At 71.1% G+C, this 14,503-nt stretch carries 12 protein-coding genes; 9 read left to right on the top strand and 3 right to left on the bottom strand.

Annotated elements, in window-relative coordinates:
* Positions 1-13: 13 nt before the first annotated feature.
* The 3 genes from F8S09_RS02855 to F8S09_RS02845 all read left to right on the top strand — a co-directional run bounded on the left by F8S09_RS02855 (position 14) and on the right by F8S09_RS02845 (position 2,755).
* The gene (locus F8S09_RS02855) at positions 14-484 is read left to right on the top strand and encodes a transcription elongation factor GreA (RefSeq protein ID WP_152868754.1); all 471 of its coding nucleotides are present in this window, start codon (positions 14-16) and stop codon (positions 482-484) included.
* Positions 485-627: 143 nt separating this feature from the next.
* Positions 628-2,136: a 4-alpha-glucanotransferase gene (gene malQ, locus F8S09_RS02850; protein WP_152868752.1), complete on the top strand. Its 1,509-nt coding sequence runs from the start codon at positions 628-630 to the stop codon at positions 2,134-2,136.
* A gap of 64 nt (positions 2,137-2,200) precedes the next feature.
* The gene (locus F8S09_RS02845; RefSeq protein WP_152868750.1) at positions 2,201-2,755 is read left to right on the top strand and encodes a cob(I)yrinic acid a,c-diamide adenosyltransferase; all 555 of its coding nucleotides are present in this window, start codon (positions 2,201-2,203) and stop codon (positions 2,753-2,755) included.
* A 16-nt stretch (positions 2,756-2,771) separates the two neighbouring features.
* On the opposite strand, the gene F8S09_RS02840 is transcribed toward F8S09_RS02845, so the two are convergent.
* Positions 2,772-3,887 carry an N-acetylmuramoyl-L-alanine amidase family protein gene (locus F8S09_RS02840; protein WP_322618468.1) on the bottom strand — a complete coding sequence of 372 codons (1,116 nt, stop codon included), beginning with the start codon at positions 3,885-3,887 and terminating at the stop codon, positions 2,772-2,774.
* Positions 3,888-4,000: 113 nt separating this feature from the next.
* Here F8S09_RS02840 and F8S09_RS02835 point away from each other — a divergent pair, with 113 nt between their 5' ends.
* On the top strand, positions 4,001-4,633 hold the full coding sequence (locus F8S09_RS02835) for a hypothetical protein (protein ID WP_152868748.1): 633 nt from the start codon (positions 4,001-4,003) through the stop codon (positions 4,631-4,633).
* 46 nt (positions 4,634-4,679) lie between these two features.
* On the opposite strand, the gene F8S09_RS02830 is transcribed toward F8S09_RS02835, so the two are convergent.
* Complete coding sequence (locus F8S09_RS02830) at positions 4,680-5,420, bottom strand: HD-GYP domain-containing protein (RefSeq protein WP_152868746.1); 741 nt, start codon at positions 5,418-5,420, stop codon at positions 4,680-4,682.
* Between the two features lie 90 nt (positions 5,421-5,510).
* Here F8S09_RS02830 and F8S09_RS02825 point away from each other — a divergent pair, with 90 nt between their 5' ends.
* From F8S09_RS02825 to F8S09_RS02805, 5 genes are all read left to right on the top strand, one after another.
* Positions 5,511-6,302: a TIGR00282 family metallophosphoesterase gene (locus F8S09_RS02825; protein ID WP_152868744.1), complete on the top strand. Its 792-nt coding sequence runs from the start codon at positions 5,511-5,513 to the stop codon at positions 6,300-6,302.
* Position 6,303: 1 nt separating this feature from the next.
* Complete coding sequence (locus tag F8S09_RS02820; RefSeq protein ID WP_152868742.1) at positions 6,304-8,784, top strand: phosphoenolpyruvate carboxylase; 2,481 nt, start codon at positions 6,304-6,306, stop codon at positions 8,782-8,784.
* Between the two features lie 327 nt (positions 8,785-9,111).
* On the top strand, positions 9,112-10,563 hold the full coding sequence (locus F8S09_RS02815) for an alpha-amylase family glycosyl hydrolase (RefSeq protein ID WP_152868740.1): 1,452 nt from the start codon (positions 9,112-9,114) through the stop codon (positions 10,561-10,563).
* A 58-nt stretch (positions 10,564-10,621) separates the two neighbouring features.
* A complete protein-coding gene (locus F8S09_RS02810; RefSeq protein WP_152868738.1) occupies positions 10,622-12,262 on the top strand; it encodes a chloride channel protein in 1,641 nt (546 codons plus the stop codon).
* 81 nt (positions 12,263-12,343) lie between these two features.
* Positions 12,344-13,582 carry an MFS transporter gene (locus tag F8S09_RS02805; protein WP_322618467.1) on the top strand — a complete coding sequence of 413 codons (1,239 nt, stop codon included), beginning with the start codon at positions 12,344-12,346 and terminating at the stop codon, positions 13,580-13,582.
* Between the two features lie 71 nt (positions 13,583-13,653).
* On the opposite strand, the gene F8S09_RS02800 is transcribed toward F8S09_RS02805, so the two are convergent.
* Positions 13,654-14,409 (bottom strand): amino acid ABC transporter ATP-binding protein, encoded by a 756-nt coding sequence (locus tag F8S09_RS02800; protein WP_152868736.1) that lies wholly within the window; start codon positions 14,407-14,409, stop codon positions 13,654-13,656.
* Positions 14,410-14,503: the final 94 nt, after the last annotated feature.

The raw sequence follows: 14,503 nt of genomic DNA, 5'->3' as shown, positions 1-14,503 counted from the left end.
ATACTGGGCCGCTATGACCAGAGAACGCATTTCCATGACCCAGCGCGGCTACGACAAGCTGCGTGAGACGCTCGAACATCTCAAGACCACCCGGCGCGAGCAGATCAGCGAGTACATGGGCTCGGCCATCGCCGACGGCGACCTGCGCGAGAGTGCCGCCTACGACGAGGCCCGCATGCAGCAGAGCGAGAACGAATCGCGCATCGTCGAGATTGAGGACCAGCTCGAACGCGCCCTGATCGTGGCCGAGGACTCCTCCGGCGGCATCGGCCTGGGCGCCCGCGTGCGGGTGCGCGACGAGAAGGGCCAGGAGCGGCAGTTCGAACTCGTGGGCACCTACGAGGTCGACGTCCTGAAGGGCAAGATCAGCGACGCCAGCCCCATCGGTCAGGCGCTGCTGGGCCGCCGCGAGGGAGACGTGGTGCCCGTGCCGCTGCCCAAGGGCACGGCCAAGTTTGAGGTCCTGGAAGTCACCTACAGCTGAGCGGCAGGTCACGGGGGCGGGGGCTGAACGTCGGCTCCCGCCCCCTGCTGCCGCCCCAGCCGGTACGAATGGGTACAATGCGGCCCGCAAGACTGGAATCACTTCCAGTCCGTTTTCACCCCCGACCCCTGGAGGCTCCATCCATGACTCTTCAACGTTCCAGCGGCGTGCTGCTGCATCCCACCAGCCTGCCCGGTCCCCACGGGATTGGGGAACTGGGGCAAGCGGCCCGCGCCTTCATCGACTGGCTCGCGGCAGCCGGGCAGCGGTCCTGGCAGGTGTTGCCCCTGGGTCCCACCGGCTACGGCGACAGCCCGTATCAGGCGTTCAGCGCCTTTGCCGGAAATCCGTATCTCGTAGACCTCGCCACCCTGCGCGAAGAAGGTCTACTGGCGGACGCCGACTTCGCGGACCAGCCTACCTTCGACCCTGGCCGGGTGGACTTCGGCCTCCAGTACGTGTGGCGCAACCGGATGCTGGACCGCGCCCACGCCCGGTTCGCGGCGGGGGAAGTGCCGGGGCTGCGGGCTGAGTTCGCCGCCTTTCAGCAGGAGGAAGCGGGCTGGCTGAACGACTACGCCCTGTTCATGGCGCTGAAGGCCGAGCACGGCGGCGCGGCCTGGACCGGGTGGGCGCCTGAGCTGCGCGACCGCGAGGCCGGGGCACTGGCGGCGGCCCGCGAGCGGCTGGCGACCGACGCCGAGCGGGTGGCCTTCGGGCAGTTCCTGTTCTTCCGGCAGTGGGGGGCGCTGCGCGAGTACGCCCGCGCGAGGGGCGTGCAGGTGATCGGAGACATCCCGATTTTCGTGGCGCTCGACTCCAGCGACGTATGGGCCGAGCGCGGCGGCTTCAAGTTTGATGACCGGGGGCAACCCACGGTGGTCGCGGGGGTGCCGCCGGACTACTTCTCGGAGACCGGGCAACTCTGGGGCAATCCGCTCTACCGCTGGGACGCGATGGCCGCTGAAGGCTACGCGTGGTGGATTCGCCGCTTTCAGGGCAGCCTGAAGCTGTACGACCTGATTCGCATCGACCACTTCCGGGGCTTCGCGGCCTCGTGGGAGATTCCCTTTCCGGCGGAAACCGCGATTCAGGGCGAGTGGGTCCCCGCCCAGGGCCGCGAGATGCTGGAGGCGGTGCGCGGGGCGCTGGGCAGCCTCCCCGTCATCGCCGAGGACCTCGGCGTGATCACCCCCGACGTGGAGGCGCTGCGCGACGACTTCGGGCTGCCGGGCATGGCGGTGCTGCAATTCGCCTTCGGGGGCGGCGACTTCTCGGTAAACGACTTCCTGCCGCACAACCTGCGGGAAAACCAGGTCGTCTACACCGGCACCCACGACAACGACACCTCGCGCGGGTGGTGGGCCGCCGCCGCCGAGCAGGAGCGGCACAACTTCCGGGTCTACACCAGCAGCGATCCACGCGAGGAGACGTTCGCGTGGCAGCTCACTGAGCTGGCCTTTGGCAGCCGGGCGAATCTCGCGGTCGTGCCGCTGCAAGACCTGCTCAACCTCGGCACCGAGGCCCGCATGAACCTGCCGGGCACCACCGGGCCGCAGAACTGGACCTGGCGCTTCGGGGAAGGCGACCTCACGCCCGAGCTGGCCGCGCGGGTGCGCGAGCTGACGGAGCGGACGGGCCGGACCGGGTAAGACCGGGCAGCGGGAGCCGGGCGCAGGCCGGGGGTCACCTCTCCCGCGCCCTATCCTGTCCCCCATGAAGCTCTACACCAAGACGGGCGACGGCGGCTCCACCGGGCTGTACGGCGCCGACCGGGTCAGCAAGGCGCACGTGCGGGTCGAGGCCTACGGCACCGTGGACGAACTCAACTCGGCGGTGGGACTGGCGCGGGCGCTGGAGGCCGGGCCGCTGGACCCCGACCTGGAATACCTCCAGAACGCGCTGTTCGACCTCGGGGCCGACCTCGCCACCCGGCAGGAGAGTCCTTACGGCCAGAAACTCAGCCGCATCGACGCGCAGGACGTGGCCCACCTGGAGGCGATGATCGACCGCTATCAGGAGGAGGCCCCGCCCTTTACCGGCTTCGTGCATCCGGGGGGCACGCCCGCCGCCGCCGCCCTGCACGTGGCCCGCACGGTCGCCCGCCGCGCCGAGCGCGAGGTGATTCGCCTCGCCCATGAGGAGGAGATCGGTGAGCACGCGCAGATCTACCTCAACCGCGTCTCCGACCTGCTGTTTGTGATGGCCCGCGCCGCGAATCAGGCCGCGGGGGTGGGCGAACACGCCTGGATGGTCAAGGGGCGGCGGTAGCGGCAGGTATCACGCGCTACTTCGTGTTCAAAAAATCCAGAATCGCCCGCGCGATGGACACCGCGATGCGCTCGCGGTAGGCCTCCTGGGAAAGCTTGGCGCCCTCGACAGGATTGGAACCGAAGCCGATCTCGATCAGGATGGCGGGCGTGGTGGGATTGCGGATGACGTAAAAGGCGTCGGTGAGGACGCCCCGGTTCAAGGCCCCCGTTGCTTTGACCAGACTCGCCTGCACCTTCTGGGCGAGCTGGCGCGAGAAGGCGAGCTTGGCCTGCACGAGCAGGTCGCCGAGCAGGCTCTGGGCGCTGTTGGTGGCCTGCTGGGTGAGCTGCTGGCCCACCGAGCCGCCGCCGTTTTCCTGAATGGCGAGGCTGCGGCTGCGGCCCGGCATAGGTTGCCCGAAGTAGTAGGTTTCGACCCCGTGCGCGGCCGGATTGGTCGAGGCGTTCACGTGGATGCTGATAAAGGCGGCGGTGTCATCGTTTTTCGCCAGCCTGGAACGCAGGTCGAGGTCGGTGGCCTTGTTGGCGTGGAGGTGGCGGTCGGTCTCGCGGGTCATCACCACGTCCACTCCATGTTGCTGAAGCTCGCGGCGCACCCGCAGGGCCACGTCCAGATTGACCGACGATTCCCTCACCCAGCGGCTCTGCATGCCGGGGTCGTTCCCGCCGTGCCCGGCGTCCAGCACCACGCGGGGGCGCGTGACCTTCGCCGTGCTCGCGGGGCGGGTGACGGCGGCAGCGGGTTTGGGTGTCGGCGTGGCAGCGGGCTGCGCCGGAGTCACTGCCGCCGAGGCCCGCAGGGCATCCACCACCAGCCGTGCGGGCTGGCCTCCCCCAGCGGGCAGCACCTCCACCCGCGCCCCCGAGAAGCCCGGCGTCAGGGTGAGGGTGACCGTGCTGCCGCTGACGCTGTAGGCACTTAGGCCCGTCACCGTGAGCTTGCCCGAGGCGGCTGGGAGGCTCAGGCCGAGCTTGACCGTCACGGTCTGGCCCTTCACGGCGCTGCTCGCCGTGGTCACGCGGGGCAGGTCGAAAACGGCGCGGGTGTAGCCGTCGTGCGCCCACACGCGGGGAGCCGCCGAGGCGCCGGGAGCAAGCAGCAGCGGCGCGAGGAGAATCAATCGCTTCACTGCCTCCGAGTGTAATCCCCCTTTCTTTGAGAAAGGATGAAGAATCCGGCAGGCTGAAGCGCGTCTGACGCGTCCGCTCACCGGGCTCAGGGGCTGGCCGCTAGGGTGAGGGGATGAAGCGCCTGCTCCTTCCCCTCCTCGCCGCCCTGACGCTGGGCACGGGGGGCGCCGTTACCTTCGGCGGACTGAACGTGACCCCGCGCGGGGCACAGAACCTCAACCTCGAAACGGGCGCGACCGAGTTTCCCTCGGGCGGCACCGTGACCGACAGCAAGGGCGGGGTGCGCCTGACCGCCGAGCGGCTGCAACTGCACCCCGGCGAGCGCCTCAGCGCCCAGGGGGTCACGCTGACGACCAAGCAGGGCGGCACCCTGCGGGCCGCGACCCTCACCTATGACCTGAAGGGCGGCGTGGTCACCGCGACGGGCACGGCAAATTACAGCGACGCCCGCATGAAGGGCCTGACCGCCGAGCGGATGGTCCTGAACGTGAAGACCGGCTTCGTGAGCGCCCACGGGAGCGTCAAGGCCCAGAGCCCGCAGCTCAGCGCTGCCGCCCTCGCCTTCGATGGCCGCACCGCGCAAACCGTGCTGGCCGGTCCCGCCCGGCTGAGCGCGAATGGCAGCGCCCTGGAGGCAGGCACGGGCGGGCACCTGCTGCTGACCTTCAGCGCCCAGCGGCTGCTGCGGGCCACGGCGAAACCGGACGCGGGGACGCTGAGGCGGTTCGCGCCCTACCTGAAATGAAATAACGTGGCAACGGGGGCGCGGCGCCGCGCCTGCGCCGTGCGCTTCAGGGCAACAGGTCGCGGAAGCCCAGCACCTCGCGCACGAAGAGGCGGGCGAGGCGGGGGTCGAATTGACTGCCCGCGCCCCGCAGAATCACGCGGGCGGCCTCGCGCTCGCACCAGGCAGGCTTGTAGGGCCGGGCGCTGATCAGGGCGTCGAACACGTCCGCGATGGCGACGATCCGGGCCGCGAGGGGGATGCGGCGGCAGCGCAGGCCACGGGGATAGCCGCCCCCGTCCCAGCGTTCGTGGTGGTGGCGCACGGCGGCGACTGAGGCAGCGGGGAGCGGCAGGGGCGCGAGCAGTTCGGCGCCCCACGCTGCGTGGCCCTGCACCAGCGCCCGTTCCTCCCCGGTCAGCGGCCCCGGCTTGTCCAGCACCTCACGCGGCACCCGCACCTTGCCGAGGTCGTGCAGCGCTGCCCCCCAGCGCACCGCCCGGACCTGCTCGGCGGAGAGCCCAGCGGCCTCGGCCAGAGAGACAGCCAGCGCCACCACCCGTCGTCCGTGGCCCCGGCCTCCGCCCTGCACCGAGGCCAGTAACTCTACGGCGGCATCGAGGCCCAGTTCCGGAGCGGCGGGCTGGCGGTGCGCCGCCGCCCAGACGGCCCCGGTTTCCACCCCCAACTCGGCCAGGCGGGCCAGCACCTCTCCCACTCCCCGGCGCACACCGTCATCCCGGACCCCACAGGGACAGGCGGGGCGCACCGCAGGAGAGGTCGGGGAAGCCAGCGCGAGCATGAGCATGAAGGCAAGTTAAACGTCCGGGTGTGAGGAAGAGGTGATCGTCCCTTCGGGGAGGACGGCGCCAGGCCACGCGTCCTCTAAGGTTGGGCCATGTTGCGTGTGCTGTTTGTAGGGGACGTGTACGGTCAGCCGGGGCGAAAGCTGCTGGGCCAGCACCTGCCGGGGTTGCGGCCCGAGTTCGATTTCATCATCGTGAACGGCGAAAACGCGGCCGGGGGCTTCGGCCTGCACCGCGAGGCGGCGGCGGCGATCGTGGCGGCAGGGGCGGGGTGCATCACGCTGGGCAACCACGCCTGGCACCACAAGGACGTGTTTTCACTGATGCTGGACGAGCAGCAGTTCCCGATCGTCCGCCCCCTGAATTACGCCGACCCCGGCACGCCGGGCGTGGGTTGGCGCAGTTTCGACGTGAAGACGGCGAGCGGGGGCACCGAGCGGCTCACGGTCGTGAATCTGCTGGGGCGCGTCTTCATGGAGGCGGTCGCCAACCCCTTTCAGGCGATGGACGACCTGCTGGCGCGGGACGACCTCGGCACCGTCTTCGTGGACCTGCACGCGGAGGCGACGAGCGAGAAAGCGGCGCTCGCGTGGCATCTGGACGGGCGGGTGGCCGCCGTGATCGGCACGCATACCCACGTGCCCACCGCCGACACCCGCATCCTGCCGGGCGGCACCGCCTTTCAGACCGACGCGGGCTTTACCGGGCCGCACCGCAGCATCATCGGGGCCGACCCCGAGGGACCCATCCAGAAGTTCCTGACTGAGCGGCCTCACCGTTTCTCGGTGGCAGGCGGCCCAGCCGAACTCAACGCGGTGCGGCTGGAGCTGGAGAGCAACCGTGCCCTCTCCGCCGAGCGCTACCGTTACGTGGAGGAGGGCTAGCATGGCGCTGAATGACGACGTGAACCTGCTGGGCCGAACGCTGGGGCAGATCCTGAAGGAACAGGAAGGCGAGGAATTTTTCGACCTGGTGGAGGAGGTGCGCCGCCTCGTGCGCGAGGTGCGGGCCGGGGGTGACGACTCGGCCCTGCACGCCCTGCTGGAAGGGCTGGACGCGGGCACGGCGGCCAACCTCGTGCGGGCCTTTACCTGGTACTTCCAGCTTGTCAATCTGGCCGAGGAGTACGAGCGGGTGCGGGTGCTGTCGGGCACGCGGGGGGTGCGGCCCCAGAGCCTGGAGGGGGCACTGACCGAGCTGAAGGCCCAGGGGGTCACGGCAGACGAGGCTGAAGCCCTGCTGGAGCGGCTGAACCTCGGCCTGACCTTCACCGCCCACCCCACCGAGATGCGGCGGCGCACGGTGCGGCACCACCTCGTCGAGATCGCCCGCGCCCTGCCGGACCTGGAGGGCGAGGACGCCCCGGAGGAGGTCGCCGCGCATGTCGAGGCGCTGTGGGGTACCCCCGAACTGCGGCGGTTGCGGCCCACTGTGCAGGACGAGGTCAAGGGCGGGCTGAGCTACCTCAGCTCCATCGCGCGGGCCTTGCCGGAGTTGCAGCGCGACCTCACCAGGGCCTTTCAGCGGGTGTACGGGCGGGAGACGGCGGCGAGCCTACCCCTCTCCTTTTCCTCGTGGATGGGCGGCGACCGCGACGGCAATCCCTTCGTGACGCCGGAAGCCACCCGCGAGGCCCTGGGTCTACACCGTGAGCGGGCACGCGAGCTGCTGCTGCCCGCCCTGCGCCGCGCCTACGCCGACCTCAGTCAGGAGGAGCTGGAGGACAGCGGCGACACCTTCCGCACCGAGATTCTGGCCCTGCACGCGGAGGTGCAGGGTGGGACCGCCCCTGACCTCGTGCCCCGGCTGGAGACGCTGCGGGAACGGCTGATCGCCCAGGGCCAGCGCCGCAGCGCCGAGCGGCTGCTCGCTCCCCTGCTGACGGTGGCCCGCGTCTTCGGCACCCACCTCGTGAGCCTGGATGTCCGCGAGCACAGCGGGCAGACGGAGGCGGCGGTCGCGCGGCTGCTGGCCGCCGCTGGGGTAGAGGCCGACTATCTGGCGCTGCCCGAGGAGGGGCGGCTGGAGGTGCTGACCCGTGAACTGCACTCCCGTCGCCCGCTGTGGCCCGCCGGGGAGGCGCTCACGCCCGAGCTGGAAACGGCGGTCGGCCCACTGCGCGAGGTTCAGGCGGCGATCCGGGCAAGCGGCCCCCGAGCCTTCGGCCGCTACATCATCAGCATGGCCGAGAGCGTCAGCGACGTGCTGGAGCCGCTGCTGCTGGCGCGGGAGGTCGGGGTGCGGGTGCTGCCGGTGCCCCTCTTCGAGACGCTGGCCGACCTGCAGGGGGCGCCGCAGATCGTCTCCGACCTGCTCGCCCTGCCCGAGTACCGGGCCGTGCTGGGCAGCGACGTGCAGGAGATCATGCTGGGCTACTCGGACTCCAACAAGGACGCGGGATTCCTGGCGGCGAACTGGGCCTTGCACGAGGCGCAGCGGCAGCTCAGCGAGGTCTGCCGCCGGGCGGGGGTGCGCTGGCGCTTCTTCCACGGGCGCGGCACGTCCATCGGGCGGGGGGGCGGCCCGGCGTCGCGGGCGATCCTGGGACAGCCCGCCGGGACCATCGACGCGGGGCTGCGGCTCACCGAGCAGGGGGAGGCCCTGGCCGACAAGTACAGCCACCCCGTGCTGGCGCGGCGCAATCTGGAACAGGCCCTCTACGGAATGCTCCTCGCCGCCGCCCGCCCCGCCGCCGACCCGCCCGCCGAATGGACCGGGGCGCTGGGCCGCGCGGCGGAGGCGAGCGCCGCCGCGTACCGGGCGCTCGTGGACGACCCCGACTTCCTCCCCTTCTTCGAGGCCGTCACCCCCATCCACGAAATCTCGCGCCTGAACATCGCCTCGCGCCCGGTCCGGCGCCCCGGAGCACCGACCCTCTCAAACCTCCGCGCGATTCCCTGGGTCATGAGCTGGACGCAAAACCGCGCCAACCTCCCCGGCTGGTACGGGTTGGCTGAAGGCCTGCGCGAGATCGGCCCCGAGCTAGCCCGGACCATGTACGCCGACTGGCCCTTCTTCCGCTCGGTGCTCGACAACGCGCAGATGAGCCTCGCCAAGACGGACCTCCTGATCTTCGAGGAATACCTGCGGCTGACCGGGGGCAGCCCGCTCGCCGCGCGGCTGAAAGAGGCCTACGCGGAGACGGTGCGGCTGGTCGAAGAGGCGGTGGGCGCCGAGCTGCTGGCGAACGAGCCGAGGCTGCGCGAGAGCATCCGCCTGCGAAACCCCTACATCGACCCCATCCACCGCATCCAGGCCGAGTTGTTGCGCCGCGCACGGGCCGAGCCGGAGGGCGGGGCCACCTTCGAGCGCCCGCTGCTGCTGAGCCTTCAGGGCATTGCGGCGGGGGTGCGGAACACGGGGTGAGGGGTAAACCCCTGCTGCTGCTAGAGCCATCTTTCCCCTGTGTCAGCCGCCCTCAACGTCCCCATCCAACGAGTCCACTTTCCAGGCAGACGAGCCGTTCGGCGCGTCCGCGCCGAGGCCTTTCCCTTGGGCGGCAGGATGGCGTGGAGGGGGACACGTGGACGGGATAGGCGGGCCCGGACGATGGAGGGACGACCTTTGCCTAGCGCAGCGCCGCTCCCCTGCCCCCTCTGGGGGTAGGGGCTGGGGGTGGGGGCAAACCGAATCAAGCTGCCCTGCCCCAAAGCATCAACCCAACCAGGCGGCCCCACACGTTACCCTGCCCCCATGCGCCCCCTCCTCCCCCTCACGGCCCTGCTGCTGGCCTCCGCCGCCGCCCAGACTGCACCCGCCCTCCCCACTTTCGAGGGCCAGATCATCTACCAGGTCATGCCCGACCGCTTTTTCGACGGCGACCAGACCAACAACGCGGGCGTGGACCGCTCCAACCTCCGCGCGTGGCACGGCGGCGACCTGCCCGGCCTGACCGCCAAGCTGCCCTATGTCCAGAAGCTCGGCGCGACGGCCCTGTGGCTCACGCCGGTCTACCGCCAGCAGACGGTCAACTCCTTTGACACGGCCCCCTACCACGGCTACTGGCCCGCCGACTTCCGCGACGTGGACCCCCACTTCGGGACCCTGGCCGACTTCGGCAAATTCACGGCGGCGGCGAAGGCGGCGGGAATGCGCGTCGTGCTCGATCAGGTCATCAACCACTACGGGTACGAGGCCCCGACCGTGCGCCAGCAGCCCGCGTGGTTCAACGGGGAAGCGCAGTGCGCGGCGAGCCAGAACCGCGACGTGGACTGCCCCCTGTCCGGCCTGCCCGACCTGCGCCAGAGCAACCCGGAGGTGCGGCAGTTCCTGCTGGAGAACGCCGACTTCTGGCGGGGGCAGGGGGTGGACGCCTTCCGCTACGACGCGATCAAGCATGTGGAGGGGCCATTCCTGCGTGACCTGCTGGCCCGCGACCGCGCCGCCGGGACATGGACGCTGGGCGAGTGGTACGACGCCGACACGGGCACGGTGGCCGACTGGCAGAAGGCGGGCTTCGACAGCCTCTTTCTCTTCAGCCTGCAAGGGGCGATGCGCCAGAGCGTGATGGGGAGCAGCAGCCTGACGAACGTGGCGAACGTGCTGGCCCGGCAGGATGAGCTGCCACGCCCCGGCGAGGTGGCCCTGTTCCTCGACAACCACGACGTGCCGCGCTTTGCCCAGGGGTCGCTGTTCGAGGACGAGGGGCAAGCCCGCACCCGCTACGGCCTGCGGGCGCTGATGACCCTCAAAGGGGTCCCGGTGATCTGGCAGGGCACCGAGATCGCCATGCGCGGCGCGGGCGACCCCGACAACCGCCGCTCCATGCGCTTCGAGAACGAGTGGACCGCCGCCGAGCGCGAGGTGTTCGGGGCCGCCCAGGGCGCGATCGCGGCCCGCAAGGCCAGCCGGGCACTGAGCGTGGGCGATCAGAAACTGCTGCCCGTGCCCGCCCGACTGGAAGATGACCTCCTGCTGCTGACCCGTCAGAGCGGCAGTGAGCGCGTCCTGGCCGCCTGGCACGGGGGCCGCGAGCGCAAGACGTACTCCATCCGCCTGACTACCCTGGGGCTGGGCACAGGCACCCAGGCCGTGACCCGCAGCCTGTACGCGGGGCAGGACGCCAAGGTCAGCGTGAGCGGCGGGTGGCTGCACCTCAGCCTGCCGGGGCGGGACGCGGCGGCCTTCACGCTGGCGCTGAAGTAAAGCGGCGGGCATAAGTCCAAACGCTTAAGCGCGGTCCCCTGCACTACCATGCAGCGCGATGCGTTCTCCCCTGCCCCGCGCCGTCCTGACCCGCCTGGAAACCGGGCGGCTGGTGGTGCTGAGCGTGCTGCTGGGCGGGCTGGTGGGGGCGCTGTGCGTGGGGCTGCGGCTACTGCTGGAACGCTTGCTGGAACTGGGCGCCTGGCTCACCGGCTTCTCGCCCCCCGGCACCCCCGGCGAGGGCGGCCTGCTGATGGCCTTTGGCGAGGCGCTGCCCTGGGGCCTGCTCGCGCTGCCGCTGATCGGGGCTGCCTACGTCTGGCTGATTCCGCGCGAGGACGGTGATCCCCTGAACCAACTCGTGCGCGGTGCCCATACGCGGGGCGACACGCCCACCCTGCCCACGCAACTGCGGACGCTGGCTGCCACGCTGCTGGGGCACGGCGCGGGGCTGCTGGTGGGCCGGGACGCGCCCTACACCGTGCTGGGCGGGCTGGGGGCGCGGCTGCTGGGGCGGGCCACCCGGCTGGACGCGGTGGAGACGCGCAGCCTGACCCTGGCCGGGGCGGCGGCAGGCCTGGGAGCCGTGCTGCACGCGCCCCTGGCGGCAGCGGTCCTCGTGGCCGAGGTGCTCTACCGCCGCTTCGAGTTCGAGTTCGAGGTGCTGATGCCCTGCGTGCTCGCCTCGGTTGCGGCGTATGCGGTGTATGGATTGGCCTTCGGGTTCCTGCCGCTGCTGAGCGTGCCGGAGGTGGGGGTACCCACGCTGGCGGGGGTGGGGCCGCTGGTCGGGGTAGCGCTGGCCGTCACGCTGGCGGGATGGGCGGCGCTGCTGATCTGCCGCGTCTTCCCTGACGCCTGGACGCGGGGCTCCCGGCGGGTGGCGCTGGGTGGGGCCTTCGGGCTGCTCACGGCAGCCATCGCGTGGTGGGGCACCCCCGGCGTGCTGGGCGACGGCTCCGGCTGGGCACAGGTGGGCCTGTCCGGCTTCCTCGACGAGGCGGCGTTGGGTGAGGGTGCGTGGCGCTGGCTGCTGCTGGCGCTGGGGGCGCGGCTGGCCTTCGGGGGTGGGGTGCTGCCGTCGGTGGGGGTGGGCGGACTGCTGGGCGTGGGGCTGGGCTCGGTGCTGGGCGCCGACCCCAGCCTGGCCGCGCTGGTGGGCATCGTCGCCTTCGTGACGGTCACGCTGAACGCTCCCCTCGCCGCCGCACTGCTGGTGGTGGCCTGGGGTGGGGACGCGCTGCTGCCCGCCGCCTTGGTCACCGCCGGGCTGGCCCACGCCATCAGCGGCGAGACGGGCCTGCTGCCCGCGCAGGTGCGCTCGCGGGCACAGAGCCCCGCACCCCTGCCCGTGCTCTTGCCGGGGGCGGGGCCGGTCACGATTCGCCGCGCTCCCGCCGTTCCGTCCCCCCTGCTGCCCCTGCACGCCGCCCCGCCCGGAGAGCCGGAGACAGGCCTGGCCCCGCTGGAGTCCGAGCAGGAACTTTACCGCCGCCCGGTGCCGCGCAGTTGGGCGGGCGCCCGGCTCTCGGTGCTCTCGCTGCCCCCCGGCGTGGAGGTTGTGGGCGTGGTGCGGGGCGGCGCCGTGACGGTGCCGCGCCCCCAGATGCGCCTGACCGCCGACGACGAGTTGGTCTTCCTGGCCCGGCCCGACGCGTATGCGGCGCTGGAGGGTGTGCTCCGGCTGCCGGGGGTCTGAGCTTCCGCCGCCACGACAGACACCCCGGCTTCAGCCATCTGGCGGAGCGCTGTTCGGGGCGGGCTCCCCCATAATGCCCCGGTGACGGCCGCTCCCCCCTCCCGCGCTCCCTGGACTCCCAACGAACGCCTCGGCATCCTTAACGGCTGGTTGGTGTCGGTGGGCGACGGCTTTCTGAGCGTGTCGGTGGTGGTGGCGGGTTTTGCGGCACGGCTGGGAGCGCCCAATTTCGTGATCGGCTTGCTTCCGGCCATCGCGGGGGGCGGGTGGATGCTGCCGCAACTCCTCGTCGCCGCGCGGGTGCGGCCCCTGCGATACAAGCTGCCCGTCTACCGCTCGGCGGCGCTGGTGCGGCTGCTGACCTACCTGGCGATGGTGGTGGTCGCCGCGACCCTGGCCGACCGCCCCGCCCTGTGTCTGACCCTGTTCGTGCTGGCGATGATGGTGAACGCGCTCGCGTCGGGGGTGGCAGGCCTCCCCTTTCTGGAGGTCGTCAGCAAGACGGTGTCCTCCGAGCGCCGCCCGCGCTTTTTCGCCACCCGCAACCTGTGGGGCGGGCTGCTCGCCTTCGGGGCGGGGCTGGCCGTGCGCGGCATCCTGGGGTCGGACCTCGCCTTCCCCTACAACTACGCGCTGCTCTTCTTGCTGGGGACGGTTGCCTTCACGGTGGGCTACGGCGTCTTCGGGCGGGTGGAGGAGCCGCCGGACGAGCCGCTCCCGCCCGGCAACCTGCGGGACGAGCTGCGGGCGATTCCACAGACACTGGGGGACGCCCATTTCCGGGCCTTCTTGCAGGTGCGGCTGCTGCTGGCGGCGGCGAGTATGGCCGAGCCCTTCTACGCAGTCTACGCGCTGCGCGACCTGAATTACCCGGCGGCCACTCTGGGGACGTTCGTGATGGCGCTGACCGGGGCCGCGCCCCTCTCCAACCTGGTCTGGCGCCGGGTGGCCGAGCGCAAGGGGTCGCGCCGCATCATCCGCTACGCCAGCGTCAGCGCGGGCCTCGCGCCGCTGACGGCCCTCACGGTGGGGGCGCTGGGGCTGCCCAGCCTCGCGTACTTGCTGGTGTTCGTGCTCTCCAGCGTGGCCCTGCAAGGCTTCAACCTCGGGCACACCAACCACCTGCTGAACATCTCGCCGCCCGAGTCGCGCAGCCGCTATATCGGCACCCTCAACACGCTGGTGGGCGCGGCCCTCTTCGCCCCGGTTGCGGGCGGCCTGCTCGCGGACGCGGCGGGCTACCCGGCCGTCTTCGTGCTCAGCGCCGTTCTGTACGCGGTGGCATGGTGGGCGTGCGGGCGGCTGCGGCGGGACGCGTAGGGGAGTCATCAGCAGCCAGTCGCCAGAAAGCGTGGTGGCCCTGGCGACTGGCTGCTGGCGACTGGCGACCCCTAATGCCCCAGAATCTTGCTCAGGAACACCCGCGCCCGCTCGTGCTGGGGATTGGTGTAAAAGGCTTCCGGCGTGGTGTCCTCCACGATCTGCCCGGCGTCGAAAAAGAGGATGCGGTCGGCCACCTCGCGGGCGAAACCCATCTCGTGGGTTACGACGAGCATGGTCATGCCCGAGCGGGCGAGTTCCTTCATCACGTCGAGCACTTCCTTAATCATCTCGGGGTCGAGCGCCGAGGTCGGCTCGTCAAAGAGCATCACGCGGGGGTCCATCGCCAGGGCGCGGGCGATGGCAACGCGCTGCTGCTGCCCGCCGGAAAGCTGGGCGGGAAACTTGTGGGCCTGCTCCTCGATCCCGACCCGGCGCAGGAGGTCCAGGGCACGCTGCTGCGCCTCGGCCTTGCTCGTCCGGCGCACGCGGGTGGGCGCCAGCGTCACGTTGTCCAGCACGGTGAGGTGCGGAAAGAGGTTGAAGGACTGGAACACCATCCCGACCTCGCGCCGTACCGCGTCGAGGTTGCGTGCACCTTGCAGGGGGATGCCGTCCACGACGATGTTGCCCCCGTCGTGGGGGTCCAGCGCGTTGAGCGTGCGGATAAAAGTGCTTTTGCCGCTGCCCGACGGCCCGATCACCACGACCACCTCGCCGGTCTGCACGGTCACGCTGACCCCGCGCAGGGCGTGGAAGGTGCCGAAATGTTTGTGCACGTCCTGCGCGACGATGATCGGCTCGGGGGAGGAAGCGGGCTGGGTCATGGGGGCAGTGTAGCGGGGACGGCGGGCCGGGGGAGTGCCCGGAGTCCACACCCGGAGAGCCAGAAAGGAGCCAGAGGGTCGTCCACCGCCGTCC

It is taken from the genome of Deinococcus terrestris (assembly GCF_009377345.1).
Lineage (GTDB): Bacteria > Deinococcota > Deinococci > Deinococcales > Deinococcaceae > Deinococcus > Deinococcus terrestris.
The sequence above is the reverse complement of the archived record's forward strand: the minus strand, read 5'-3'. Positions and strand labels throughout refer to the sequence as shown.